This window comes from Noviherbaspirillum sp., from assembly GCF_035654295.1.
In the GTDB taxonomy this organism is placed as follows: Bacteria; Pseudomonadota; Gammaproteobacteria; order Burkholderiales; family Burkholderiaceae_D; genus Noviherbaspirillum.
Window position 1 is genome coordinate 1 of the sequence record NZ_DASRXF010000186.1, and the last position, 26,605, is coordinate 26,605.

The 26,605-nt window shown below is 62.0% G+C and carries 24 protein-coding genes; 6 read left to right on the forward strand and 18 right to left on the reverse strand.

Annotated elements, in window-relative coordinates; all coding sequences use genetic code 11:
* Positions 1-193: 193 nt before the first annotated feature.
* The 17 genes from VFF99_RS17505 to VFF99_RS17585 all read right to left on the reverse strand — a co-directional run bounded on the left by VFF99_RS17505 (position 194) and on the right by VFF99_RS17585 (position 20,437).
* Positions 194-859 (reverse strand): SGNH/GDSL hydrolase family protein, encoded by a 666-nt coding sequence (locus VFF99_RS17505; protein ID WP_325020172.1) that lies wholly within the window; start codon positions 857-859, stop codon positions 194-196.
* The gene (locus tag VFF99_RS17510) at positions 856-1,968 is read right to left on the reverse strand and encodes an acyltransferase (RefSeq protein ID WP_325020174.1); all 1,113 of its coding nucleotides are present in this window, start codon (positions 1,966-1,968) and stop codon (positions 856-858) included. The genes VFF99_RS17505 and VFF99_RS17510 overlap by 4 nt, the downstream gene beginning before the upstream one ends.
* Positions 1,969-2,160: 192 nt before the next feature.
* The gene (locus VFF99_RS17515; protein ID WP_325020176.1) at positions 2,161-3,057 is read right to left on the reverse strand and encodes an SGNH/GDSL hydrolase family protein; all 897 of its coding nucleotides are present in this window, start codon (positions 3,055-3,057) and stop codon (positions 2,161-2,163) included.
* 299 nt (positions 3,058-3,356) lie between these two features.
* Complete coding sequence (locus VFF99_RS17520) at positions 3,357-4,799, reverse strand: hybrid sensor histidine kinase/response regulator (RefSeq protein ID WP_325020178.1); 1,443 nt, start codon at positions 4,797-4,799, stop codon at positions 3,357-3,359.
* On the reverse strand, positions 4,796-7,054 hold the full coding sequence (locus tag VFF99_RS17525) for an EAL domain-containing protein (protein WP_325020180.1): 2,259 nt from the start codon (positions 7,052-7,054) through the stop codon (positions 4,796-4,798). The genes VFF99_RS17520 and VFF99_RS17525 overlap by 4 nt, the downstream gene beginning before the upstream one ends.
* The gene (locus VFF99_RS17530) at positions 7,051-7,446 is read right to left on the reverse strand and encodes a response regulator (RefSeq protein WP_325020182.1); all 396 of its coding nucleotides are present in this window, start codon (positions 7,444-7,446) and stop codon (positions 7,051-7,053) included. The genes VFF99_RS17525 and VFF99_RS17530 overlap by 4 nt, the downstream gene beginning before the upstream one ends.
* A 204-nt stretch (positions 7,447-7,650) precedes the next feature.
* Entirely contained in the window at positions 7,651-9,729 is a 2,079-nt protein-coding gene (locus VFF99_RS17535) for a 3-hydroxyacyl-CoA dehydrogenase NAD-binding domain-containing protein (RefSeq protein ID WP_325020184.1), read from the reverse strand.
* A 152-nt stretch (positions 9,730-9,881) separates the two neighbouring features.
* The gene (locus tag VFF99_RS17540) at positions 9,882-10,469 is read right to left on the reverse strand and encodes a gamma carbonic anhydrase family protein (RefSeq protein WP_325020186.1); all 588 of its coding nucleotides are present in this window, start codon (positions 10,467-10,469) and stop codon (positions 9,882-9,884) included.
* Positions 10,469-11,167, reverse strand: coding sequence for an ABC transporter ATP-binding protein (locus VFF99_RS17545; RefSeq protein ID WP_325020188.1), 699 nt, complete (start codon positions 11,165-11,167; stop codon positions 10,469-10,471). Before VFF99_RS17545 ends, VFF99_RS17540 begins: the two co-directional genes overlap by 1 nt.
* Entirely contained in the window at positions 11,168-11,932 is a 765-nt protein-coding gene (locus VFF99_RS17550; RefSeq protein WP_325020190.1) for an ABC transporter ATP-binding protein, read from the reverse strand. It abuts the gene before it with no gap.
* Positions 11,929-13,230, reverse strand: a complete 1,302-nt coding sequence (locus VFF99_RS17555; protein WP_325020192.1) for a branched-chain amino acid ABC transporter permease — start codon at positions 13,228-13,230, stop codon at positions 11,929-11,931. The genes VFF99_RS17550 and VFF99_RS17555 overlap by 4 nt, the downstream gene beginning before the upstream one ends.
* A 4-nt stretch (positions 13,231-13,234) precedes the next feature.
* A complete protein-coding gene (locus tag VFF99_RS17560) occupies positions 13,235-14,182 on the reverse strand; it encodes a branched-chain amino acid ABC transporter permease (RefSeq protein ID WP_325020194.1) in 948 nt (315 codons plus the stop codon).
* Between the two features lie 114 nt (positions 14,183-14,296).
* Positions 14,297-15,547 (reverse strand): branched-chain amino acid ABC transporter substrate-binding protein, encoded by a 1,251-nt coding sequence (locus VFF99_RS17565; RefSeq protein ID WP_325020196.1) that lies wholly within the window; start codon positions 15,545-15,547, stop codon positions 14,297-14,299.
* A gap of 303 nt (positions 15,548-15,850) precedes the next feature.
* Positions 15,851-17,098, reverse strand: a complete 1,248-nt coding sequence (locus VFF99_RS17570) for a branched-chain amino acid ABC transporter substrate-binding protein (protein WP_325020216.1) — start codon at positions 17,096-17,098, stop codon at positions 15,851-15,853.
* Between the two features lie 121 nt (positions 17,099-17,219).
* Positions 17,220-18,872, reverse strand: coding sequence for a 3-(methylthio)propionyl-CoA ligase (locus VFF99_RS17575; RefSeq protein WP_325020198.1), 1,653 nt, complete (start codon positions 18,870-18,872; stop codon positions 17,220-17,222).
* 122 nt (positions 18,873-18,994) lie between these two features.
* Positions 18,995-19,570 (reverse strand): phosphohydrolase, encoded by a 576-nt coding sequence (locus VFF99_RS17580; protein WP_325020200.1) that lies wholly within the window; start codon positions 19,568-19,570, stop codon positions 18,995-18,997.
* Between the two features lie 90 nt (positions 19,571-19,660).
* Positions 19,661-20,437, reverse strand: coding sequence for a class II aldolase/adducin family protein (locus tag VFF99_RS17585; protein WP_325020202.1), 777 nt, complete (start codon positions 20,435-20,437; stop codon positions 19,661-19,663).
* Here VFF99_RS17585 and VFF99_RS17590 point away from each other — a divergent pair.
* The 6 genes from VFF99_RS17590 to VFF99_RS17615 are packed head-to-tail and all read left to right on the forward strand — an operon-like array spanning position 20,399 to position 24,976.
* The gene (locus VFF99_RS17590) at positions 20,399-21,343 is read left to right on the forward strand and encodes a Crp/Fnr family transcriptional regulator (protein ID WP_325020203.1); all 945 of its coding nucleotides are present in this window, start codon (positions 20,399-20,401) and stop codon (positions 21,341-21,343) included. The genes VFF99_RS17585 and VFF99_RS17590 overlap by 39 nt on opposite strands.
* Positions 21,340-22,854, forward strand: a complete 1,515-nt coding sequence (locus VFF99_RS17595) for a protein adenylyltransferase SelO (RefSeq protein ID WP_325020205.1) — start codon at positions 21,340-21,342, stop codon at positions 22,852-22,854. Before VFF99_RS17590 ends, VFF99_RS17595 begins: the two co-directional genes overlap by 4 nt.
* Positions 22,851-23,246 carry a peptide-methionine (R)-S-oxide reductase MsrB gene (msrB, locus tag VFF99_RS17600; RefSeq protein WP_325020207.1) on the forward strand — a complete coding sequence of 132 codons (396 nt, stop codon included), beginning with the start codon at positions 22,851-22,853 and terminating at the stop codon, positions 23,244-23,246. Before VFF99_RS17595 ends, msrB begins: the two co-directional genes overlap by 4 nt.
* Before the next feature lie 17 nt (positions 23,247-23,263).
* The gene (locus VFF99_RS17605) at positions 23,264-23,881 is read left to right on the forward strand and encodes a septation protein A (RefSeq protein WP_325020209.1); all 618 of its coding nucleotides are present in this window, start codon (positions 23,264-23,266) and stop codon (positions 23,879-23,881) included.
* Positions 23,878-24,153: a BolA family protein gene (locus tag VFF99_RS17610; protein WP_325020211.1), complete on the forward strand. Its 276-nt coding sequence runs from the start codon at positions 23,878-23,880 to the stop codon at positions 24,151-24,153. The genes VFF99_RS17605 and VFF99_RS17610 overlap by 4 nt, the downstream gene beginning before the upstream one ends.
* 46 nt (positions 24,154-24,199) lie before the next feature.
* The gene (locus VFF99_RS17615; RefSeq protein WP_325020213.1) at positions 24,200-24,976 is read left to right on the forward strand and encodes a peptidylprolyl isomerase; all 777 of its coding nucleotides are present in this window, start codon (positions 24,200-24,202) and stop codon (positions 24,974-24,976) included.
* 147 nt (positions 24,977-25,123) lie between these two features.
* Here VFF99_RS17615 and VFF99_RS17620 read toward each other — a convergent pair.
* Positions 25,124-26,605, reverse strand: a 1,482-nt coding sequence (locus VFF99_RS17620; protein WP_325020215.1) for a phosphoribosylformylglycinamidine synthase subunit PurQ, incomplete at its 5' end; no start/stop codon positions are given.

Below are 26,605 nucleotides of genomic sequence, written 5' to 3' on the forward strand. Positions count from 1 at the left end.
ACGACCGATGAAGAAACACCACGCCGGTTCCGTCGGCCATGACGGCCGACGGCCTACGCAAAAACGACACGGATGAATTTGCAAAACGACTTGACTTCAAACGCATCATAGAAGGGTGGGTAGAGCGCAGCGAAACCCACCTTGCCATCCTCGGCTGCCCGCTTGCCCACCCTACGATTCCATGATGCGCCGCTTACTTTTCAAGAAAGTACCGCGCAAACATCTTCGCCGCAAACTGCCCTTTCAACACATACCCCCGCTCGGACGGATGCAGGCCATCTGGACACAGGGCCTGCACGCCCTGCCCGTTCAGCAGTTCGGTCAGGTAGCGGTACTGGTCGATGACCGGCAGCCCTTCCTCCGCCGCTACGCGGCGCATGGCGTTGACGTAGACATCGAGGCTGTCGGGCCCGCTGTCGCGCGTGGGGTTCGGTGTCTCGAAGACCATCTGCTTGCCCTGCGAACGGGCGACGCGCGCCAGCGACCGCAGGCAGCCGGTATAGCTGTCGACGTCATGCTTCCACTGGTCGTTGATGGCGAAATTGACGAACACATAGCGTGCCTTCGATTTCGCCATCTGTTCGCGCCACGGCGGGTGGCGCCCGTCCGTACCGTTGAGCAGGTCGCAGGCCGTGCTGCCGTTGACACCCTCATTCCTGACCTCGAACCGGCGCGGGTCCGGCAGGCTTTCCGCGAACACCGCGGGCGCCGGTTTCGCCACGCGCTCTCCGCTCTGCGACTGATAGCCCCAGACCGTCGAGTCGCCGTAGTATTCGATCACCACCCCGGCAGCGTGTCCTTCCATCGCCATGCCAAGGACAAGGGGCAGAAAGATGAAGCGCAGGCCGGAAACCATCATGAACCCGCTCCGCCCGCGACCGCCGGCTTGCGGACCACGAGCCGGTTGAACCAATCGCGCATCGGCGCCTCCACGAAGCGGTAGGTCCAGCCTGAAATGACGTACAGCACCAATACATAGGCGACGAGGACGGTAATGCTCGACACCAGCCCGGACACGCGCTTGGTCAGGTTTTCGAAGATGAGCAGCAGCGGCATGTGCATCAGGTAGATCGAATACGAACGCTGGCCGAGGACCTGGAACAGCCCGGGCTTGAGCGCGTCGGCGAGCGGGCCACTGTCCTTCGACAGGCTCAGCACCAGGGCGGCGAATGCGACCGGGAATGCGAAGGCGGCGATCGAGACGTAATCGACCAGCGTCAGCAGCAGGAACAGGGCGAACATCACGGTGATCTGTATCGCCGGAATGTTCATCTTGAGGATGCGGCTGGAATAAAACGCCAGCGCGCCGAGGCAGAATGAATGAATGCTGCGTGCCAGCCCGAAATCGTAGGTCAGCGACAGGCATCCCTTCGCCGCGATGCAGTCATGGATGTTGACCGAGGCCCACGCGGAAATGATCAAGCCCGCCAGGCTGAGCACGGCCAGCAGGACGATGCGGCCGGCGCCGGTCAGCAGCAGGCAGACCAGCGCAAACAGCAGATAGGTATAGAACTCGACGCTGATGCTCCAGCTCGGCGTGTTGAGGATCAGTTCGTCGAAGAGCCCCAGCGAGTGGGTGAACGTGAGCGTGGCCAGGATTTCGCCGGCGGTGGGCACGAGATATTCGAGCGCACCGGGATTGTTCAGCAGTCCCGCGTGACCGGCTGACACCGCGAGCTTCTTCGCAAGGACGATCGCATTGGAACCGAGCACGAACACCACGGTCGAGAAGACGAGCAAGGGAAAGAGCCGGCCGATGCGGCGCCAGATGAACTGGCGCAGGTCGGCGCCGCTGCGCATGGCATCGCCGTAGGCGGCGCAGATGACGAATCCGCTCAGGACAAAGAACAGGTCCACGAACAGATAGCCGTTGCGGATGAGGGAGAAGTATTCGCTTCCGATCTTCAAGTGGTAGAGCGCGACCAGCAATGCGGCAAGGCCACGAACGCCTTCGATCGACTTGATCATAGAGTCCCTGTGGAAGGTTGAGCAAACAAAGGTGGCATGCCGCACAGTATCGATCCCTGGCTGCAACATGACGTTGATGGTGCTCATCTTCCCGGAGCAGGTTTCTTGAGATGCCGCGAAGGTCGGCACGCTCCGCAAATGAAAAGGCCCCGCAATGCATCGCACTGCGGGGCCCGAGATGAATGAAATCGATTACTTGATGAACAGGCTGGTGAACACGCTCGCGGCGTACTTGCCCTTCATGACGTACACCGCCTCCGTCGGATGCAGGCCGTCGGGCACGATTGCATAGGCACTCTGCCCGTTCAGGTACTCGCTCAGGTACTTGTACTGGTCCACCACCGGCACGCCCTCCTGCGCCGCCACTTCCTTCATGGCGTTGGCCATGATGCCGACGTCGTCGCGCGTCGGGTTCGGCGTTTCGAAGATCATCTGCTTGCCGTACTGCTTGGCGGTGCGCGCCAGCGAGCGCAGACAGCCCTTGTAGGTGTTCAGATCATAGGTCCACTGATCGTTGATCGCATGGTTGACGAACACGTAGCGCGCCTTGGATGCGGCCATCTGGCTCGCCCATGGCTGATGGCGGCCGTCGGTGCCGTTGAGCAGGCCGCAGGCGGTGGAGCCGCTCACGCCTTCATTGCGTACCGTGAATGCCGCCGGGTTGGGCAGCGCCGCGGTGAAAGCGACCGGCGGGGGCACAGAGACCTGTCCGCCGGTGTGGGTGCGATAGCCCCAGACGGTGGAGTCGCCATAGTATTCGACCAGCTCGGGCGCTGCCGGCGTTGTCGGTGCCGTGGGCGTCGTGGGAGTGGCCGGGTTCGTTGGCGTCGTCGGTGTTACGGGGGCGGCCGGCGTATCGGTTGCCGGTTTCGTCGTATTGTTGCTCGGTGCGGCCGGGGCCGCCGGGGTGCCCGCCGTGTCGGACGGCGCTGCGACGGCAAGACTGCCGCCGCTGGTGGAAGGTGTTGCTTCCGTGGCAACCGGGGCGACGGTCGCGGCCGGGGTCGAGGCGTCGCCGGACCCGCCTCCGCCGCACGCGGCGAGGATGAGGGACAGCACGAGAAGGGAAGGATACGCGGAAGCTTTCAATTGCAACTCCATGGATGGTTCGGATACGCCGCTCGTACTGCAGCCGTGGGTGTGTAGCACGGCGGCAGCAGGCACCTTGTTGTTCGTCTTATGCAACCCGGCGTCTCCGGGTCCATGCCTAAAAGAGTTTTCCGGGGAGAAAAAGTTCCGGAAAGAATGATTTACTGGAGGAATGATGCGGAATTCATGCGTGCAGGCGCAATGCCGTGCCAAGCGGCACGGATTGACAGGAGAACAATGGCGGGAGAAGGTTTGCCGCCGACTTCAGGAAGCGGCATGCAAGACCGGCAAGAAACGGCTCAGGAGCTCGCTTCCCGGCACGGCAGCCAGGCGGTGAATTCGGAGCCCTGCTGCGGCTGGCTGCTGACGGTCACGACGCCACCGTGCAGTTCCACCAGTTGCTTGACGAGCGCCAGGCCGAGTCCGGTTCCCTCGTACTTGCGGGCGAGGCCGCTGTCGAGCTGCACGAAGGGCTTGAACAGGCGCCCGAGGTCTTCCTCGCTGATGCCGATGCCGGTGTCGATGACGCTGATGGCCAGATAGCGCGGCACGCCGGGGTCGGCGCCCTTCTCGCCCACCAGCCGCATCGATTGCAGGTCGTCCGGCGCGCGGCTGCACATGCGCAGCGTGACCGAACCGCCCGCGCCCGTGAACTTCACGGCGTTGGACAACAGGTTGTAGACGATCTGGCGCGTCTTGCGGCGATCCAGCAGCACCGGGCCGACCGTTTCCATCTCCAGGCGCAGCCGGATCTGCCCGGCGAGCGCCTTGTCCTTGAATACGGTCAGCGCATTCTGCAGCAAGTCCTGCAGGTCGGTCGCCTCGAGTTCGAGCTCCATCTTGCCGGCCTCGATCTTGGACAGGTCGAGGATGTCGTTGATCAGCAGGAGCAGGTGCTTGCCGCTGTCGTAAATGTCGCCGGCGGCCTCCTGCTGGGCCGCCGAAAGCGGCCCGATCAAGCCGTCGCGCAGCGCTTCCGAGAAGCCGATGATGGCGTTGAGCGGCGTGCGCAGTTCATGCGACATATTGGCAAGGAATTCCGATTTCATGCGGTTCGCCTGCTCCAGCGCCCCGTTCTGGCGCGCGATTTCGCGGTTGGTCGCTTCCAGCTGCGCGGCGTGATGCCCGAGGCGCACGTTGAGTTCGTTGACCTGGCGTTCGCGCGCCTGCAGCTGCTCATTGACCAGCACCGCCTGCTCGTAGGTGGAGACCAGCAGGTCGAGGATCTGCCGGGGCTCGGCATTGACCGTGTACTTTTCGCCATCGAGGTAGATTGCCGTACCGGCGGGCTCTCCGCCATCCTGCCGCAGGCGCCGGTTCATGAGCACCTGCTCGATGCGGACCAGCAGGTAGTCGATGGCGTAGGGCTTGCGCACGAAATTGTCCGCGCCGCATTCGAGGCCGCGAACAATATCCTTGCGGTCGATGAGTGAGGTCACGAGGATTACCGGCACGCTGCGCGTGGCCGGATCGGACTTGATCGCGTGGCACAGGGCGTATCCGTCCATCTCCGGCATGATGATGTCCGACAGCACGACATCGGGCCGGCTGTGCCGGATGGCCTCCAGCGCCAGCATGCCGTTCGCGGCAACGCGTACCCGGTAGCCTTTTTCCTCCAGCAGCAAGCGCAGCTTGGCAGCCTGCGTCGGGCTGTCCTCGACCACCAGGATTTCCGTGGTTTCCTGCGGTTTTCCACTCACTTGCTGCACGATGCTGCTCCTGTCGTTTTTGATGCGAATCAATTTGTTATTGGAGCGTTTGCATCGGGGTCCGCGCCATGATCAGGATCAACTCCGGGCAAATTACTTCCGGGCTGCAAGCCCGGGCGGCGGATCGCATCGCGCATGCACGCCTGCAAGCGCTCCGGCTCCACCGGCTTTTCCAGCACCCGGTACACCTCGCCCCGGTTCACCGCGTCGATCACGGCACTCGCATCTGCCTTGCCCGAGAGGAAGATGCGGACGGTGTCCGGGTACATGCGGCGCACGCGGTGCAGGAATGCGGCGCCCGGCTCCCGCAGGCCGGACACGACGACGCCGGGCTGGTGCGCGGCCAGCAGCGCGAACGCCTCCTCCGCGCTCGCGGCGATCATCACATTCCAGGCGTCGCCGGTCAGCACGCTGCGCAAACGATCCAATACTTCGACATCCGTGTCGACCAGCAGCACGCCGCGCTGGCCGTCCGATGCGGCCCTGGCCGACAGCAGCCTGCGCCCCTCGGACAGCATGCATGCAATTTCCGCGGCGGGAATCGCCCGGCTGAAGAGGAAACCCTGCATTTCGTCGCACGGCTGCCGGCGCAGGTACTCGAACTGTTCTATGGTCTCGACGCCTTCCGCGATCGTTTCCAGGCCGAGGTTGTACGCCATCGCCAGGATGCTGCGGACCAGTGCCGCGCTCCCGGCGTGCAGCAGCATGTCGCGGATGAAGGACTGGTCGATCTTGATCCGGTCCACCGGATAGCGGCGCAGGTAGCTGAGCGAGGAATAACCGGTGCCGAAATCGTCCAGCGACAGGCGAACGCCGAGCTGCTTGAGTTCATGCATGGCCTGGATGGTCTGCTCCACGTTTTCCAGGATCAGGCTTTCGGTCAGTTCCAGTTCCAGGTATTCGGGCGCCAGTCCGGCCTCGTCCAGGGCGCCGCGCACGATCGAGGCCAGCTGCGCGAGGCGGAACTGCAAGGCCGACAGGTTGACGCCCATGCGCAGCGGCGGCAGCCCCATTTCCTGCCAGGCGCGCGCCTGCCGGCATGCCTGGCGCAAGGCCCAGCCGCCGACCGCGGGCATCAGGCCGCACTCTTCGAGCAGTGGGACGAACTGGCCGGGCCCGACCAGCCCGCGCTGCGGATGCTGCCATTGCAACAGCGCCTCGACGCCGACCACCGCGCCGGTGCGCAGGCTGAGCTGAGGCTGGTAGTAGAGCTGGAACTCGCCTCGCTCGAGCGCCCTGTGCAGTTCGGCCTCCGTGCGCGCCCGCTGCTCCACACCGCGGTCGAGTTCCTCGCTGTACATGCGAAAGCCGCCCTCGGTGCCGTTATGGTCCGACGCGGCCCGCGCGCGGCGCAGCAGGCGCCCGATCTCGGCATCGTGGCGCGGGTAGATTGCCGCACCGACGCTGGCGCCGAGGAATGCTTCGCGCTCACCGAGCCGGACCGGCTCCTCGAGCGCGGCAAGCACTCGGCCCGCGATCGCCTCGATCCGGCCGGCGTCATCCAGTCCGGGCAAGGCCAGCGCGAACTCGTCCTGTCCCACCTGCGCCAGGATGCCCTCGCCGCGCAATGCCTCCAGCCGCTGTGCGAGCAGCCGCAGCACGTCATCCATGGCCAGCCTGCCGAACAGGTGCTGGGCGCGGTCCAGGCGCTGCAGGCGGATGGCCAGCAGCGCCACAGGCGCCCCGTTCCCCGCCAGCGGCGGCAGCTTCTGCTCCAGCAGGGCGCGGTTGGGCAAGCCGGTTTGCGCATCGTAGAAGGCCATGTAATACAGCTTGGATTCCGCGGCGAGGCGTCGCTGCTCCTCGAGCATGTGCTCGAGTGAAAACGAGATGTCCTGTCCGGCCTCGCGCAGCAGGGAAACAGCCGCCTCGTCGAACAGGCCGCGGCGCACGGTACACAGAATGAAGACGCCGGCGGTGCGGCCGTTTTCCCGCAGCGGCACCGCTGCCACCGCGGCGACGCCGTGGCGGGAAAAGCTTTGCTCGGACAGGTCCATGCAGATGCAGTCCTGTCCGTGTTCGCGCAGCGACGCTGCGATACCGTCCAGTTCGGGCAAATCTTCGGCACCGCCTGCGGCGCCGGCATGCGCAAGCCGGCGCAGGCGCCCGCCGGCGGGGTCGACCAGCCCGACCCACGCATAATGAAACAGGCCGCAGCCCACCGCGATATGGCATGCCTCGCGATACAGCATGTCAGGGGAATCGGCGCGCACCGCAGCCCGCACGATACTGCCGGTCATCGCCAGCAGGCGATTGGCGTGGCCGGGAATCGCGCCGCGCTGGCTCATCGTTCCTTGTCCGCCGCGGCCAGGAGGCGGGCCACGTGCTGGGACAGCTGCCAGCGATCGACAGGCTTGTTGACGACCTCGTCGGCGCCGGCCGACAAGACCCTGCGGCGGGAGGCAATATCGTCAAGGGAAGACACGACTATGACGGGAATGGCGGACAGTTCTGCCCGCGCCTTCAACGCGCGCGCAACGTCGAAGCCATCCATGCCGGGCATCATCATGTCGAGCAGGATCAGGCGGGGGCGCTCGCGTGAGGCAACGGCCACCGCTTCCCTGCCGTCGCCCACCGAAATAGTCCGGTATCCCTCTGCCTGCATGAAAACTTCGAGCAATTTACGGTTCCGCTCCTCATCGTCGACGATGAGAATGGTGGCGGGTTCGTGTGCTTGCATGCGCGCCTTGTTTTGCTTTTCAAATGTGCCCTTGGACAAAGCTGCATCATGGACGTTGCATGTTTCGTCCGATGCAGCAACTGCATGAATCTATCTTAGCAAGTAACGGGAATTGCTTCAGGGATGGAAAAGTTGCCTGGTTGAATGACAGCGAAAAAAAAGCCCGGAGGATACTCCGGGCTTTGCATGCTGCGGTCAGGCGGCTCAGTTGAAGGTCTTGCCCTCGGCTGCCAGCTTCGCCAGCAGTGGTGCGGGCTTCCAGGCCTCGCCGTGGCGGCCCTTCGCATACTTTTCCATCGCCATGACGACATTCTGCAGGCCAACGGTGTCGGCGTAGAACATCGGGCCGCCGCGGAACACCGGGAAGCCGTAGCCGGTCAGGTACACCATGTCGATATCAGACGCGCGCTGGGCGATGCCTTCCTCGAGGATGTAGGCTGCTTCGTTGACAAGGGCGTATACCAGGCGCTCGACGATTTCCTGGTCGCTGATCTTGCGGCGCTCGATGCCGAGGTCGGCCGAGTGCTTGACGATCATGTCGTTCACGACCTGGGACGGATACGGTTTGCGGTCACCCGGCTTGTAGTCGTACCAGCCGGCGGAAGTCTTCTGGCCGAAGCGGCCCATTTCGCACAGCAGGTCGGCGGTCTTCGAGTAGGTGACTTCCGGCTTCTCGATGTAGCGGCGCTTGCGGATGTACCAGCCGATGTCGTTGCCGGCGAGGTCGCCCATGCGGAACGGACCCATCGCGAAGCCGAATTTCTCGATCGCCTTGTCCACCTGCTCGGGCAGCGCACCCTCTTCCAGCAGGAAGCCTGCCTGGCGGCTGTACTGTTCGATCATGCGGTTGCCGATGAAGCCGTCGCACACGCCGGAGACTACGCCGGTCTTCTTGATCTTCTTGGACAGCGCCATCGAGGTAGCCAGCACGTCCTTGCCGGTCTTCTCGCCGCGCACGATTTCCAGCAGCTTCATCACGTTGGCCGGGCTGAAGAAGTGCAGGCCGATCACATCCTGCGGGCGCTGGGTGAAGCTGGCGATCTTGTTGACGTCCAGCGTGGAGGTGTTGGAGGCCAGGATCGCACCCGGCTTCATCACTTCATCCAGCTTCTTGAACACCTGCTCCTTGACGCCGATATCCTCGAACACGGCTTCGATCACGATGTCCGCCTGCGCGATGTCGTCGTACGACAGCGTACCGGTGATCAGGCCGACGCGCTGCTCGAACTTCTCGGGCGTCAGCTTGCCCTTCTTCATCGTGTTTTCGTAATTCTTGCGAATGGTGGCCAGGCCCTTCTCCAGCGCTTCCGGCTTCATCTCGAGGATCTTGACCGGGATGCCGGCATTGGCGAAGTTCATCGCAATGCCGCCGCCCATGGTGCCCGCGCCGATGACGGCCGCCGACTTGATCTGGCGCGTCGGCGTATCTTCCGGCACATCCGGAATCTTGCTGGCGGCGCGCTCGCCGAAGAAGGCGTGGCGCAATGCCTTGGATTCGGTGGTCTGCACCAGTTCCACGAACAGGTCGCGCTCGAACTTGATGCCGTCGTCGAACTTCTTGGTCACGGCGGCGGCAACCGCCTCCACACACTTGAGCGGTGCGGGGAACGGACCGGCCATTGCCTTGACGGTATTGCGCGAGAACTGCAGGAAGCCTTCGTAATTCGGGTAATCGATCTTGATGTCGCGCACCTTCGGCAGCGGACGCACGTCGGCAACCTTGTTGGCGAAAGCGATCGCCGCTTCCATCAGGTCGCCCTGCACCACTTCGTTGAACAGCGCGGTCTTGGCCAGCTTCTCGGACGGAACCGGCGTGCCCGACACGATCATGTTCAGTGCCAGCTCCAGGCCGACCACGCGCGGCAGGCGCTGCGTGCCGCCTGCGCCCGGCAGGATGCCCAGCTTCACCTCCGGCAGCGCGATCTGTGCGCCCGGGGACACGACACGGTAATGGCAGCCGAGCGCCAGCTCCAGGCCGCCACCCATGCAGACCGTGTGGATCGCGGCAACCACCGGCTTGGTGGCGTTTTCAATCACACTGATAACCGTGTGCAGGGTCGGCTCGGCGAGCGCCTTGGGCGAATTGAATTCCTTGATGTCCGCCCCGCCGGAGAATGCCTTGCCGGCGCCGGTAATCACGATCGCCTTCACGGCATCGTCATTCTGGGCCTGCTTCATGCCTTCCACAATCGCACTGCGCGTCGCGTGGCCCAGGCCGTTGACCGGAGGATTGTTGAGCGTGATGACGGCAACCGCGCCATTGACCTTGTATTCGGCAGTCATATCTCTTCCTTTTAAATTGGATTGTGTGGGGAGCGTGAAGCTGGTTGTGTTGTAGCGCTTAATATACCGCAAAAAAGAACGATCGTATTATTTTGCAAGAAAAAAAACCGGCGGCCTGGAATCTGCCGCCGGCCATGCTTTCCGCCAGGCTTCTAGACAGCGTCCTCGCCGGCCAGCAAGGCCGAGAGCCGCTGCATTTCCGCCATCATTTCGAGCGGGAAGGACGACTCGTCCCACGCACGGTAATTGCCGGACGCATAGGCCAGCGCGTTCTTGTAGTACGCGTAGGCATTGAGACGGTTGCGCACGAAGTTGTTCTGCGTGCGCGTGACCTTGCCCGGTACGCCCATGACGATGGAATTGGGCGGGACGATGGTGCCTTCCTTGAGGTAAGCATGGCCGCCGATGATGCTGTTCTCGCCGATCACGCAGCCGTCCATGATAGTGGCGTTGATGCCGATCAGGCAGTTGTCGCCGATGGTGCAGCCATGGATGGTGCAATGGTGGGTGATGGAGCAGTGGCTGCCGATGATGGTGTCGGTACGGTCGCCAATGTGCAGCATCACGAAGTCCTGGATGTTGGTGTACGCGCCGATCACGATCTGCTTGTGCTCGGCGCGCGCCACCACATTGGCCCAGATGGACGCATGCTCCTCGACCGTCACCTTGCCGTACAGGTGCGCGCTCTCGTGCACATACGCCGGGTTGCGCAGGACGACATCCGGGCCGATGAATCCCATCACACCTCCAGCCATTCCTTGCGGATGGCGGCGTTGTGGCGCAGGTCGTCAGGCGTGCCTTCGAACACGATGGAGCCGTGTCCCATCACGTACACGCGCTGCGAGATCTCCAGCGCGATCGCCAGCTTCTGCTCCACCAGGAGCACCGAGATGCCGCGGTTCTTCAGTTCCTTCAGGTACTCGGCCACGAGCTCCACGATCTTCGGCGCCAGGCCTTCGGTCGGCTCGTCGATCATGATCAGGTCGGGGTCGCCCATCAGCGTGCGGCACAGCGTCAGCATCTGCTGCTCGCCGCCGGACAGCACGCCGGCCGGCGTGTTCTCGCGCTCTTTCAAGCGCGGGAACATCTTGTACATGTCATCAATGCTCCAGCGCGACTTCTTGCCCTTCTTCTCGCCCAGGATCAGGTTCTGCGCCACGGTCAGCGTCGGGAACACGTCGCGGTTCTCGGGCACGTAGCCAAGGCCCTTGTGCGCAATCTCGAAGGCCTTGAAGCCGGTGATTTCCTCGCCCTTGAACTTGATCGAGCCTTCCACGTCGACCAGACCCATGGTGGACTTGACGGTAGTCGACCGCCCCACCCCGTTTCTGCCCAGCAGGCTGACGATTTCGCCCTCGCCCACGCTCATGTCCACGCCGTGCAGCACGTGGCTCTTGCCATAGAAGGCGTGCAGGTTCTTGATTTCCAGTAATGCCATTTAAGCCGCCTCCACGGGAGCATGTCCTCCCAGATATGCTTCCTGCACCTTTGCGTTGTTGCGGATGTTGGCCGGGGTGTCGCAGGCGATCACCTCACCGTACACCACCACCGCAATCTTGTCGGCCAGGCCGAACACCACGCTCATGTCGTGCTCCACCATCAGCAGCGTCTTGCCGACGGTTACCTTGCGGATCAGCTCCACTGCCGCGTCGGACTCGGAACGGCTCATGCCGGCGGTCGGTTCGTCGAGCAGGATCACGTCGCAGCCGCCGGCGATGGTGATGCCGATCTCCAGCGCGCGCTGTTCGGCATAGGTCAGCAGGCCGGCCTGGGTGTCGCGTCGGCGGCGCAGGCCGATCTGTTCCAGCACTTGCTCGGCGCGCTCGTGTGCATCCTTCAGGCCGTTCAGGCGATGCCAGAAGGAATACTTGTAACCGAGCGACCACAACACCGCGCAGCGCAGGTTTTCGTACACCGACAGCCGATGGAAGATGTTGGTGATCTGGAAGCTGCGCGACAGGCCCTTGCGATTGATCTCGAAGGGCTTCAGGCCGAGGATGCTTTCACCATTCAGCTTGATGTCGCCCGCCGAGACGGGGAAGCGCCCGGAGATCAGGTTGAACAGCGTCGACTTGCCGGCGCCGTTGGGGCCGATGATCGCGAAGCGTTCGCCCTTGGGCACCTGCAGGTTGGCGCCGCGGATGATCTCGGACTTGCCGAAGCTCTTGCGGACATCCTTGAGTTCGAGGGACAGGTTGCTCATGCTTCTGCCCTCCGGATCATGTCTTCAATTTCGGTATTCACTTCGCCCCACGCGTGTTTGAACGATTTCCTTGTATGCCAGAAGCCGGCGGCGCCGATCGCCAGTATGGCGAGCGCCACGCCCCATGGCGTCGCCGCGGCCGTATCGACCATGAAGCCGAACAGTTTCATTTCGGTGCCGTTGGCCGATTCCAGCGTCAGGTGGTACAGCATTTCCACGACCATGATCAGGCCGACCAGGGCGACCAGGGCCATGGCGGAAACCGCACAGAGCTGCGGCCAGATCCGGCGGTATTTGCCGTACTTGGCTACCCGCAGGTTCAGCATGATGATGCCGGCCACGCCGAACGGCGCATACATCACCATGACGATGAAGAACACGCCCAGGTAGAGCTGCCATGCCTTGGTGAAGTCCGACAGCATCACCGACAGGAACACGCCGATGATGGCGCCGATCATCGGGCCGAAGAAGAAGCCGACGCCGCCGATGAAGGTGAACAGCAGCACGCCGCCGGAACGGAGCGCGCTGACGTTTTCCGCCGTGACGATCTCGAAGTTGATCGCCGACAGGCCGCCCGAGATGCCGGCGAAGAAGCCGGACAGGATCAGCGTCAGGTAGCGCGCCCACTGCGTGTCGTAGCCGATGAACTCGACGCGCTCCGGGTTGTCGCGCACCGCGTTGATGATGCGTCCCAAGGGTGTTTGCGTGAATGCGAACATGCCTATGGTGCTGATGAACAGCCAGAACGCGATCAGGTAGTACACCTGGATCTGCGGACCGTAGGTGATGCCCAAGAACTTTTCGCCATACACGCGATTGGTCGAGATGCCGCCCTCGCCGCCGAAGAACTCGGGGAACATCAGCGAGCAGGCAAACACCAGCTCGACGATGCCCAGCGTGATCATGGCGAAGGTGGTACCCGACTTCTTGGTCGTCACGTAGCCGAACAGGATGCCGAAGAACATGCCGGCAAGCCCGCCCACCAGCGGGATCATGGTGACCGGCATCCACATCTTGCCGGCCGAGGCCAGGTTCATCGCGTGGATGGCGAAGAAGGCGCCCAGACCCGAGTACACCGCGTGGCCGAAGGACAGCATGCCGCCCTGCCCCAGCAACATGTTGTAGGACAGGCCGAAGATCATCACGGTGCCGATCTGCGACAGCAGCGAGATCGATGAGCCCGAGCTGAACACCATCGGCGCGAAGATCAGGATCAGGGCGAACAGGCCCCACACGATCCAGCGCCCGAGGTTCATGGGCTTGTAAGTCATGGTGTTGGTCATTGTTATCGTATTCATCGGATCAGCCCTCGCGAGTACCCATCAGACCGCGCGGCCTGAAGATCAGGATCAGCACCAGCAGCAGGTAAGGCATGATCGGTGCAACTTGGGAAATGGTGAGTTTCAGTACCGGATAGCCGAAGGTTTCCGGCGTGATCGTGGCACCGAAGGCGGTGAACAGGGTCATGATCGAGTGGTCGAGCGCCACCGCGAAGGTCTGCAGGCAGCCAATCAGCAGCGAGGCCAGCAAGGCGCCTGCCAGCGAGCCCATGCCGCCGACCACCACCACGACGAAGATGATGCTGCCGACGGTCGCCGCCATGCCCGGCTCCGTGACGAAGGCATTGCCGCCGATGACGCCGGCCAGGCCGGCCAGCGCGCAGCCGCCGCCGAACACCAGCATGAACACACGCGGTACGTTATGGCCGAGCGACTCCACCATTTCCGGATGCGTCAGCGCGGCCTGGATCACCAGGCCGATGCGGGTCTTGGTCAGCACCAGGAAGATCGACACCAGCATCAGCACCGCGATCAGCATCATGAAGCCGCGGTACATCGGGAAGGTGGTGGTGAACAGGGTGAACAGCGGGCCGTCCAGTTCCGGCGGAATCGGGTACGGCACGGCGGCGCGGCCCCAGATCAGCTGGACCATTTCAACCAGCACGTAGGACAGGCCGAAGGTGAACAGCAGTTCGGGAATGTGGCCGTACTTGTGCACCGAACGCAGGCCGTAGCGTTCCACCACTGCGCCGATGACGCCAACCAGCAAGGGCGCAATGATCAGCGCCGGCCAGAAGCCGATCTTGATGCTGATCGCATAGGCGAAATAGGCACCGAGCATGTAGAAGCTCGCGTGCGCGAAATTGAGCACACCCATCATCGAAAAGATGAGCGTCAGCCCGGAGGAAAGCATGAACAGCAGGAGCCCGTAGCTCAAACCGTTTAGCAGCGTGATTAAAGTAAACTCCACGAGGGCACCCCTATGACTTACTACCTAGAATTGAATTCTTGTACGACCGTACTATTTTTTACCCGTAAAAAAGCAGCGTGGCGGAAGTCCGTCACGCTGCCGTTCGGAAACTGATCAGGGAGCCGATGGGCGTTTCATCTGGCACGAAGTCGGTTGTGCGCCGACGTGCGTGTCGAACTTGACGTCCGTCTTCCAGCCGTAGCCGGTGTTTTCCTGATCGTACTTCACGTCCTTTCCGTTGACCTTGGTCCAAGTGGCAATGTAGATAGGCTGTTGCAGCTGGTGGTCCTGCTTGCGCATCTCGACCTCGCCGTTCAGGCTGGTCATCTTCATGCCTTCCATCGCGAAAGCCACCTTGACCGGGTCGGTCGACTTGGCCTGCATGATCGCCTTGCCCAGCATGTTCAGGCTGGTATAGGTCGCGAGGACGTAATAGTCGTCGTTGTACTTCTTCTTGTAGCCTTCGACGATATCCTTGCCAGTGAACTTTTCATTGTTCACGTTCCAGTAACCGGCATACTTCACCCGCTCCGCGCCGGCGGCGCCCATTGCGGTGGGCACACCCGTGGTGGAGGCGTAGTAGGTGTAGAAATTGGCCTCGAGGTTGGCATCCTTCGCGGCCTTGATCAGGAGCGCGAGGTCGGCGCCCCAGTTACCGGTGATGATGGTGTCGGCACCGGAGGCCTTCATTTTCGCCACGTAGGGCGAGAAGTCTTTCACCTGACCAATCGGATGCAGGTCGTCGCCGACGATCTGGATATCCGGACGCTTGCGCTTCAAGTATTCCTTCGCGGCACGGGTCACCTGGTGGCCGAACGCATAGTTCTGGCCGATGATGTAGACCTTCTTGACGTTCGGATTCTTCTCGATGAAGGAGGTCATGGCCTCCATCTTCTGGTCCGAATTGGCGTCGAAGCGGAAGTGCCAGAAGCTGCACTTGCTGTTGGTCAGGTCGGGATCGACGGCGGCGTAGTTGATGAACACGATCTCCTTGCCGGGATTGCGTTCATTGTGCTTGTTCACAGCATCGATCAGCGCCAGTGCCGCGCCGGAGCCGTTGCCCTGGATGATGTAGCGGAAGCCCTGGTCGATGACCGTCTTCAGCACCGACAGCGATTCCTGCGGACTCGCCTTGTTGTCGAAGCCGACGATCTCGAACTTGTGCTCGCCGGCCCACTTCTCGTTGTTCGCCTTTTCGGCGATGTACTGGAAGCTCTTGAGGATGCCCTGGCCGACCGGCGCGAACGGGCCGGACAAGGGATCGATGAACGCCATCTTCACCGTCTCCGCGCTTGCCGTTCCAGGCAATGCAAACGCGGCGGCCAACGAAAGCGGGATGATCAACGTCTTGAATTGAGTAGCCATTTGTCTCTTCCTTATGAGTGTTATGTGGTTTACAGCATATCGGGGCTTATACCCAGTGTAAAGCACTCATCTAGCTTGTATTGGCCATGTCTTTTCCCTTCACGCGTGGTTCGTTTGAGTCGTCGCAAAGTCGCCAAAAGCACGCCACTGCGGCAGCCTCTCACGGGCCGTCTCGCAGCACCGCAGCATGGACGGGGCTGCCCCGCCCGCTGCGTGTTCAGGTTTGTTGATTTTCTTTCGCTGCGCCGCAGCGAACTACGGTGCGGACCGCTTCGGTCCGCACCGCGACCATCAGTGGATGGATTAGGAAGGACGTGCCGGACGCTTCATCTGGCACGAGGTCGGCTGGGTGGCTACGTAGCTTTCGATCTTCTGATCCATGCTCCAGCCATAGCCGGTGTTCTCCTGGTCGTACTTGACCTTCTTGCCGTCCACTTTTGCCCAGGTGGAAATGTAGAGCGGCTGCTGCAGCTGGTGATCGTTGGCGCGCATTTCGACGTCGCCGTTGATCGCCTTGACTTTCATGCCTTCCATGGCGAACGCCAGCTTCACCGGGTCCACCGAGTTAGTGTCCTTGGCGGCCTTGGTGACCATCTGCACCAAGGTGTAGATGTCCTGGACGTAGAAGTCGTCGTTGTACTTCTTCTTGAACGCTTCGACGATTTCCTTGCCGGAGAAGGATTCGTTGTTCGGGATCCAGTAGGCGACCTGCTTGACCAGGCCTGCCGTGGAGCCACCCATGGCGGTCGGCACGCCGGAGGTGCCGCCGTAGTAGGTGTAGAACTTGGCGGTCAGGCCGGCGTCCTTCGCTGCCTTGACCAGCAGCGCCAGATCAGCGCCCCAGTTGCCGGTGATCACCGCATCGGCGCCGGATGCCTTGATCTTGGCGACGTAGGGTGCGAAGTCCTTCACGGTGGCGATCGGGTGCAGGTCGTCACCGACGATCTGGACGTCCGGGCGCTTGCGCTTCAGGTATTCTTTCGCGGCGCGGGTGACCTGGTGGCCGTGCGCATAGTTCTGGCCGATGATGTAGACCTTCTTCAACTCCTGGTCCTTGGCCATGTAGGTGGTCAGCGCCTCCATCTTCATGTCGGAGTTGGCGTCGAAGCGGAAATGCCAGAAGCTGCATTTGCTGTTGGTCAAGTCCGGGTCGATGGCGGAGTAGTTGAGGAAGACGATTTCCTTGCCCGGGTTGCGCTCGTTGTGCTTGTTGACGGCATCGATCAGCGCCAGCGCCACGCCGGAGCCGTTGCCCTGGGCGATATAGCGGTAGCCCTGGTCGATCACGGTCTTGAGTTGGTTCAGCGATTCCTGCGGGCTGCCCTTGCCGTCGAACGCTGCCACTTCGATGGTGTGGTTGCCGGCCCATTTCTGCTGGTTGGCCATCTCGGTGAACATGCGGAAGGTGTTGAGCTGGTTCTGGCCGATGGGCGCAAATGCCCCCGACATCGTTTCAATCATCGCGATTTTGATCGTGTCAGCCTGAACCGCCGGTGCTGCAAATGCTGCTGCCACGGAGAATGCCAAAACGAGGGGGCGCATCTTCATCATCATCTGTCTCTCTTTTCCTTGGTGGGTTTATTTATAAAACGATGGCTGATTAGCTTCTGTTTTTGTACATCAACTTTTCCAGGCGTTGCGCGGGTGTGCGCCGCACACCCGTCGAACTCTTTCATGCAGTCGGCAGCTTGTACTCCTTGAACTGTTCGCGAATGCGGTTTTTCAAGACCTTGCCGGTGGCGCCGATCGGCAGCGCATCGACAAAGACCACGTCATCGGGCGTCCACCACTTGGCGATCTTGCCCTCGTAGAACTTGATCAGCTCGTCCTTGGCCACCTCGGCGCCCGGCTTCTTCACCACCACCAGCAGCGGGCGCTCGTCCCATTTCGGATGGTAGACGCCGATGCAGGCTGCCTGCTGCACTGCCGGATGAGCCATTGCAATGTTTTCCAGGTCGATGGAACCGATCCATTCGCCGCCCGACTTGATCACGTCCTTGCTGCGGTCGGTGATCTGCATGTAGCCGTCCGGGCTGATGGTGGCCACGTCGCCGGTCGGGAACCAGCCGTCCTGCAGCACGTCGCCGCCCTCGCCCTTGAAATAGCTGTTGATGATCCACGGGCCGCGCACCAGCAGGTTGCCGTAGGTCTTGCCGTCCCACGGCAGTTCCTCGCCGTCGTCGCCGACGATCTTCATGTCGACGCCGTAGATCGCATGCCCCTGCTTCTCCAGCACAGCCTGCTTCTGATCTTCCGGCAGGTCCAGGTGCTTGCTCTGGAGCGTGCAGGCGGTGCCCAGCGGCGACATTTCGGTCATACCCCAGGCGTGCACGACTTCGACGCCGTACTGGTGGCGGAATGCCTTCATCATCGCCGGCGGACAGGCCGAGCCGCCGATCACCGTGCGCTTGAAGGTGGAGAATTTGAGATTGTTCTGGCCGACGTAATTCAGCAGGCCCAGCCACACTGTCGGCACGCCCGCCGAGAAGGTCACCTTCTCCTGCTCGAACAGGTCATACACCGATTTGCCGTCCAGCGCGGGGCCGGGGAAGACCATCTTGGCGCCGGTCAGCGGCACCGAATACGGCAAGCCCCAGGCATTGACGTGGAACATCGGCACCACCGGCAGCACCGCGTCGCGCGCGGACACGTTCAGAGCGTCCGGCATGGTGGATGCGTAGGAATGCAGGACGGTGGAGCGGTGCGAATACAGCGCGCCCTTCGGGTTGCCCGTGGTGCCCGAGGTGTAGCACAGGCTGGACGCGGAGTTCTCGTCGAACAGCGGCCACTCGTACTGGTCGGAGCTCTTCTCGATCAGGTCTTCGTAGCACATCAGGTTCGGGATCTTCGAATCCGCCGGCATGCGGTCCTTGTCGGCCATCAGGATGTAGCCCTTGACCGTCTTGCAGTGGGCGGCGAAAGCTTCAGCCAGCGGCAGGAAGGTCAGGTCGAAGAACAGGTACTGGTCTTCCGCGTGGTTGGCGATGTAGGCGATCTGTTCCGGATGCAGGCGCGGGTTAATGGTGTGCATCACCGCGCCGGAACCGGAAATCGCGTAATACAGCTCAAGGTGGCGGTAGCCGTTCCAGGCCACCGTCGCCACCCGGTCGCCCATCTTCACGCCGAGGCCGGCCAGGGCATTAGCCATCTGGCGGGCACGCTTGTGGCAGTCGCGGTAGGTATAGCGGTGAATGTCTCCTTCCACGCGGCGGGATACGATTTCATTGCCGCCGAAATAGCGGTCCGCGTGCTGGATGATGCTCGAGATGAGCAAAGGCTGGTCCATCATCTGGCCCATCAATGGGCTCTTCGGGTACTGCGACATCCTGCCTCCTGGATTGTGGTTAGAGTAATGCCACTAATTTTAGGTGTGATTTTTGAACGACCGTACGAAAAGCGTCAATGATTTTCGATGGTGCGACGCACCAATGTCACCCGCGCGACGTTTCATTCGACGACCGCTTTATAGATCGTGTTTTTCGGGCGGGCCATTACGCGGCGCAGCATCGGCTCGAAGAAGTCGAGCGGCAGGGTGTCGTAGTCCGGGTCGAAGGCCGGGGCATCGTACTTTTCGCAGAATTCCAGCGTGCGGTCGTACAGTGCATGGCCGGCAAACTGGTCGCGCAGGTTGCGGTCCATGCCGAGGTGATGGAAGAAGTAGTAGCCCTGGAAGATGCCGTGCTTTTCGACCATCGCATGGTTCTCGGGGCTGACGAAGGGTTTCAGGATGGCGGCGGCGATGTCGGGATGGTTGTAGCTGCCCAGCGTGTCGCCGATATCGTGCAGCAAGGCGCAGATGATGTATTCCTCATCGCGCCCGTCGCGCCAGGCGCGGGTAGCGGTCTGCAGGCTGTGGGTCAGGCGGTCGACCGGGAAGCCGCCGCAGTCGCCGTCGAGCAGGCGCAGGTGGGCAAGGACGCGGTCGGGCAAGGCCGCCGCATAGGGCTGGAATTCGCCGGCGATGATCTTCCAGTCTTCCGCGGTGCTCTCCTGCATGTCCTTGAAGTTGGCGCGTGCGTTCATGGTTGTCTCCGTGATGAGGGTGGTTGGGGCGTGACGAATCCGCCGGCAAGCATGGGCTGCCGGCGGCGGAATGGATGGGAACGTACCGTCTCAGGTGCGGTACGAGGGATCGATGCGGTCGAGCCTGCGCAGCAGCGCCGGCCATGCCAGCATCCCGCCCTGCGACTTGGTGACCGTCTTGGCCTGCTGCTGCGCGCCGTCGACGATGGCCTGCGGGATGCGAACAAGCTCCCCGCCTCCGGCCTGCGCCCGCACCTGGATCATGCAGGTCGCTTCGAAGATGTACATGTTGACGAAGGCGTCGGCGATCGTCCTGCCCAGCGTGAGCAGGCCATGGTTGCGCAGCATCAGGTAGTTCTTGTCGCCGAGGTCGGCCACCAGGCGCGGCTTTTCTTCCGCATTCAGGGCGACGCCCTCGTACCCATGATAGGCCAGGCTCGACAGCACGAAGATCGACTGCTGCGAAATCGGCAGTACGCCCTCCTTCTGGGCCGACACCGCGACCCCGTTCACGCTATGCGTGTGCAGGACGCACTGCGCGTCGTGCCGGACTGCGTGAATGGCGGAATGGATGGTGAACCCGGCGGGATTGACCGGGAACGGCGATTCCTCCACCTTGTTGCCGTCGAGGTCGATCTTCACCAGCGAGGACGCCGTGATTTCATCGAACATCATGCCGTAGGGGTTGATCAGGAACCGGTCTTCCTCGCCGGGCACGCGCGCGGTGATGTGCGTGAACACGAGGTCGCTCCAGCCGAAATTGGCGACGAGCCGGTAGCACGCGGCAAGGTCCACGCGCGTCTGCCATTCCTCTTCGGAAACCCGGTCTTGCAGCGATGGGATCGCGAGCTTTTCAGGGGCGTTCATATGGGGTCTCCTCTTCTCTGTCAAAATGAATGCCTGCTGAATCTTGTCCGGAGCAGGTCTGCTTGTTCATCGCAGTATCGGCATAACGCACTGCACAAGACTGTCAACTTCTTAACAATCTCGATGCGTATTCCACCCGTGCCTGAGGTCGATAAAAACGAACTGCTGCGAAAATCGTGGTTATCCGGCTTTCCGGACGATGTCATCGCGGACGCCGCCGCATGCGGCGCCATCAAGGCCTTCGAAGACGGTGCGCTGCTGCATGCGCGCGGCGCGGAAGCGGACGGCTTCTATACGATCGCCAGCGGTTCGGTGCGTTTCACGCGCACGACGGCGGACGGGCAAGCCACCACCATCGGCATACTCGACGCGCCGAGCTGGTTTGGCGAGATTTCCCTGTTCGACGGCTTGCCGCGCTCGCACGACGGCTATGCGGTCGGAGCCACTATCGTGCTGTTCCATGCGAAGTCGGATTTCAAACGGCTGCTCGAGACCTACCCCGCCATCTACGAGCGCTTTGCAAAAATGCTGTGCCTGCGCCTGCGGGCCACCTTCGACCTCGTTGAAGAGGCCGCGGTTGCCCCGCTGCCGCAGCGGCTTGCGCGTCGCCTTCTCGAACTTGCGCATCTGAAACCGGCCCGGGGTAATGCAAGCGCCGGCATGCGTGAAGTGCCTTTGACGCAAGAGGAACTCGGCCACCTGCTCGGCAAGTCGCGCCAGAGTATCTCCAAGTTGCTGCAAACCTGGGAACAAAACGGGTTGATTCAGACCAAATATGGCCGCATATCGATCAAACAGCCCGACGCGCTGCGCGAGGTCGCCTTTCCCGAACAGGCAGCGCCGCGCACCCGCACTCCCTCATCCCCCGGACACAGACCTGCCCGGCGCAGCAAGGAAACGACATGAATGCTCCCGATACCGGCAGTATCCGTCATGCGACGGATAGCCTGCCGTTTGAAAATTCTTTCGCCGCATTGCCCGGCGACTTTTACACGCGACTGCGTCCGACGCCCGTGCCAGCGCCCCACCTGGTCGGCGCCAGTACTGCTGCCGCGCGGATGATCAATCTCGACCCGTCTGAATTCCATAGCAGGGGCTTTGTCGAGGCGTTTGCGGGTAACCGTGTCTTGCCCGGCTCCATCCCGCTGGCAGCGGTGTACTCCGGCCACCAGTTTGGCGTCTGGGCAGGCCAGCTTGGCGACGGGCGCGCCATCCTGCTTGGCGATGTACCGGCGGGAAACCCTACCGAAGACAATCCCACCGGCCGCCTCGAATTGCAACTGAAAGGCTCGGGCCTCACGCCCTACTCGCGCATGGGCGACGGCCGCGCCGTGCTGCGCTCGTCGATCCGGGAATTTCTCTGCTCGGAAGCGATGGCGGCGCTCGGCATTCCAACGTCCCGCGCGCTGTGCGTGGTGGGCACCGACATGCCCGTGATGCGCGAGACGCCGGAAACCGGCGCCATCGCCACGCGCATGGCACCGACCTTTGTGCGCTTCGGCTCCTTCGAGCACTGGTCCTATAAGGATCGCAAGACGGAGCTGAAGATTCTTGCGGACTATGTGATCGATAATTTCTATCCTGCGCTGCGCGAAGCGCCCAACCCGTACAAGGCGCTGCTGCAGGAAGTGACGCGCCGCACCGCAGAGCTGATTGCGCAATGGCAGACGGTGGGCTTCATGCACGGCGTGATGAACACGGACAACATGTCGATCCTCGGCCTCACCATCGACTACGGGCCCTTCGGTTTCATGGACGCATTCGATGCCGGCCACATCTGCAACCACAGCGACCACCAGGGACGCTATGCGTACCACATGCAGCCGCGGATCGGCCAATGGAATTGCTTCGCCCTCGGCCAGGCACTGCTGCCGCTGATCGGCGAGGTCGACGACGCCCATGCTGCGCTGGAAGTCTACAAGCCGGTCTACGAGCAGAAGCTGGAAGCGCTGCTGCACGCAAAGCTGGGCCTGAAATCCGTGCAGCCCGATGATGGCGCGCTGACCGATGCCATGTTCTCGCTCCTGCAGGAAAACCATGTCGACTTCACGCTTTTCTTCCGGCGCCTCGGCGACCTGAAGATCGACGACCCCGCCTCCGACGAGCCCGTGCGCGACCTCATCATCGACCGCCCTGCCTTCGACGCATGGGCCGAGTCGTACCGGCGCCGGCTGAAACAGGAAAACAGCGTGGACGCGGAGCGCCGCGCAGCGATGAACGCGGTGAACCCGAAATTTGTCTTGCGGAACCACCTCGCACAAACGGCGATAGAAAAAGCGCAAAATAAGGATTTTTCGGAAGTTGACAATCTGCTCAGGATTCTCGAGAAGCCCTTCGACGAACAACCCGAGAATGAAGCCTACGCCGACCTCCCGCCCCACTGGGCAAGCCAACTGGAAGTGAGTTGCTCATCATGACGAACAAAGTAGAAAAGACCGACGCCGAGTGGCGGGCCCAGCTCGACCCGATCGAGTACCAGGTCACCCGGCATGCCGCGACGGAACGTGCTTTCACCGGCCGGTACTGGGACCACCATGAACACGGCATCTACACCTGCGTGTGCTGCGGCACGCCGCTGTTCGAATCGGACGCGAAGTTCGACTCCGGCTGCGGCTGGCCGAGCTATTTCAAGCCACTCGATCCGGACAATGTGTCCGAGCGCATCGACCGCAGTCATGGCATGATACGCACCGAAATCCTGTGCAATGTTTGTGACGCGCATCTCGGCCACGTCTTTCCCGACGGGCCGCCGCCCACGGGATTGCGATATTGCATCAACTCCGCTTCCCTGCGGTTTGAACCTAAATAAATCGAAGGCCTGTCCCGATGAAGTTTTTATTCGATCTGTTCCCGGTCATCCTCTTCTTCGCCATGTTCAAGTGGGGCGAAGGCAATCCGGAAGCCGCGCAGTCGCTGGCACAGCAATATCTGGCCGGCTTCACCTCCGGCGCGGCAACCACAGCGCAGGCGCCTATCATGCTGGCGACAGCAATCGCCATCCTCGCCACCTTCGCGCAGATCGGTTATCTGCTGCTGCGCGGGCGCAAGGTGGACGGCATGCTCTGGGTGTCGCTGGCCATCATCACCGTGTTCGGCGGCGCGACCATCTATTTCAACAATGAAACCTTCATCAAGTGGAAGCCGACCGTCCTGTACTGGTGCTTCGGCGCGGCGCTCCTCGTCGCACAGACCGTGTTCGGCAAGAACCTGATCCGCATGATGATGGAAAAGCAGGTCGCCCTGCCCGACCCGGTGTGGCAGCGGCTCAACCTTTCCTGGGCCGGATTCTTCGGCGCAATGGGACTGGTCAACCTTTACGTTGCCTACTCCTTCCCCACCGCATTCTGGGTGAACTTCAAGCTGTTCGGGTTTACCGGCCTCATGATCGCCTTCGTCATCGCACAGAGCGTGTTCCTGTCCAAACATGTGAAGGATCCGCAATGAGCGAACGTATCGAAAAAATGCGCAGCCGGCTGACCGCAACTTTTGCACCGCTCGAATGTCAACTGGTCGACGACTCGCATCTGCATGCCGGACATGCAGGCGCCGCCTCGGGCGCAGGACATTACAGTGTCCGCATTGTTTCCGACCGATTTGATGGGTTAAACCGCGTGGCGCGCCATCGGCTGGTGTATGATTGCCTCCGTGACATGATGACCAGCGATATACACGCCCTCAACATCATCGCATTGGCGCCGTCAGAAGTAGAGAAATAGCGCGCCGCATTGACAACCTTTCATCCCTCGTAACTAGGAACGAACAATGACTCTGAAACCCGCTCGCCTGCTGGTGCTGCTCGTCGCAGCCGTCGCATTGCCCGCTATCGCACAAAACCTTGCAGTGGTCAACGGCAAGCCTGTGCCCTCCTCGCGCGCCGACGCAATGATCAAGCAGCTTGCAGCACAGGGCCAGCCGGACTCCCCCCAGCTGCGCGCCATGGTCAAGGAAGAGCTGATCAACCGTGAAATCCTGATCCAGGAAGCCGACAAGCTGGGCCTGTCCAATTCGGCCGACGTCAAGAACCAGGTCGAGATCGCCCGCCAGTCGATCGCCATCCGCGCGCTGGTGCAGGACTATCTGAAGAAGAATCCGGTCAAGGATGCCGAGATCCAGGCCGAGTACGACAAGTTCAAGTCCCAGGCCGGTGACAAGGAATACCACGCACGCCACATCCTGGTCGACAAGGAAGATGAAGCCAAGGCGATCATCACGAAGCTCAAAGGCGGAGCCAAGTTCGAAGACCTCGCCAAGCAGTCCAAGGATCCGGGCTCCGCTGCCAATGGCGGCGACCTCGACTGGGCATCTCCGGCCTCCTTCGTGAAGCCGTTCTCGGATGCAATGATAGGCCTGCAGAAGGGCCAGATCACCGAGACCCCGGTCAAGACCCAGTACGGCTACCACGTGATCAAGCTGGAAGACGTACGCGCCGCCAAGCTGCCGTCGCTGGAAGAAGTGAAGCCGCAAATCGCGGAATCGCTGCAGCAGAAGAAGCTGCAGGCCTACCAGGAAGACCTGCGCAAGAAGGCCAAGATCCAGTAAGGGTTTAAACGCATCAACAAAAAGGCGCTCCGTGGAGCGCCTTTTTTTCGGCTGTCATTCCCGCGAAGGCGGGAATCCAGTGTCGTACCAGAGAAAGACACTGGGTTCCCGCCTTCGCGGGAACGACGGGTGCTAGATGCCTCCGCCTCAGCCCACCCACTTCCGTGCATTGCGGAACATGCGCATCCACGGCGAGTACTCGCCCCAGCTATCCGGATGCCAGGAATGCGTCACGGTACGGAACACGCGTTCAGCGTGCGGCATCATGACAGTAAAGCGGCCGTCCGGCGTGGTGACGGCGGTGATGCCCTGCGGCGATCCATTCGGGTTGTACGGATAGGCTTCCGTCGCCTGCCCCTTGTTGTCGATCCAGCGCATGGCCACAAGGGCTTCGCCGATGCTGCCCGTCTGCGAGAAATCGGCAAAGCCTTCGCCGTGCGCGACCGCGATCGGGGTTTGGGTACCGGCCATGCCCGCGAAGAAGATCGACGGCGAATCCGCCACCTCGACCATCGCGAACCGGCCCTCGAACTGCTCCGACTTGTTACGCGTGAACTTCGGCCATGCCTGGGCACCCGGGATGATGGACTTGAGGTTGCTCATCATCTGGCAGCCGTTGCAGATGCCGAGCGCGAAGGTATCGCCGCGGTTGAAGAAACCGGCAAACTGTTCCGCCAGCTTGGCATTGAACAGGATGGTCTTGGCCCAGCCTTCGCCGGCGCCCAGCACGTCGCCGTAGGAGAAGCCGCCGACCGCGATGAAGCCCTTGAAATCGTCCAGCTTCGCACGTCCTGCGATCAGGTCGCTCATGTGCACGTCGACCGCGGTGAAGCCGGACTTGTGCATCACGTACGCCGTCTCGACATGCGAGTTGACGCCTTGCTCGCGCAGGATGGCGACCTTGGGCTTGACGCCGGTGGCGATGTAAGGCGCCGCGATGTCTTCCTGCGGATCGAAGGACAGCTTCGGCGTCATGCCCGGGTCGGACGCATCGAGGATGCGATCGTATTCGGCGTCGGCGCAGGCCGGGTTGTCGCGCAGACGCGCGATGCGCCAGCTGGTTTCGCTCCAGAGACGCTGCAGCTCGACGCGCTGCTGGTTGAAGACGACCTTGGCGTCGCGCGTGAACTCGATCGCATCGCGGTCGTTGAGCTTGCCGATGATGTGGCTGCATGCACCGAGGTTGAACGAGCGCAGCACGTTCATCACATCCGACTTCTGTTCCGCACGCACCTGGATCACCGCGCCGAGTTCTTCGTTGAACAGCGCGCGCAGCGTCATGTCGTTGCGGCGCTCGGCCACCTGCCCTGCCCAGTTCTTGGCCTCACCCGAATCGGAAGCGTGTTCGCCTTCCATCGTGAGGATGTCGAGGTTGACCGAGACGCCGGTGCGGCCGGCGAAGGCCATTTCGCAGAGCGTGGCGAACAGGCCGCCGTCGGAGCGGTCATGGTAGGCGAGCAGCTTGCGCTCGGCCATGAGCTGCTGGATCGCCGAGAAAAATGCCTTCAGGTCTTCCGGGCTGTCGACGTCAGGGACCGTGTTGCCGATCTGTTGCATCACCTGCGCCAGCGCGGAGGCGCCCATGCGGTTCTTGCCGCGGCCGAGGTCGATCAGGATCAGCGCCGTCTC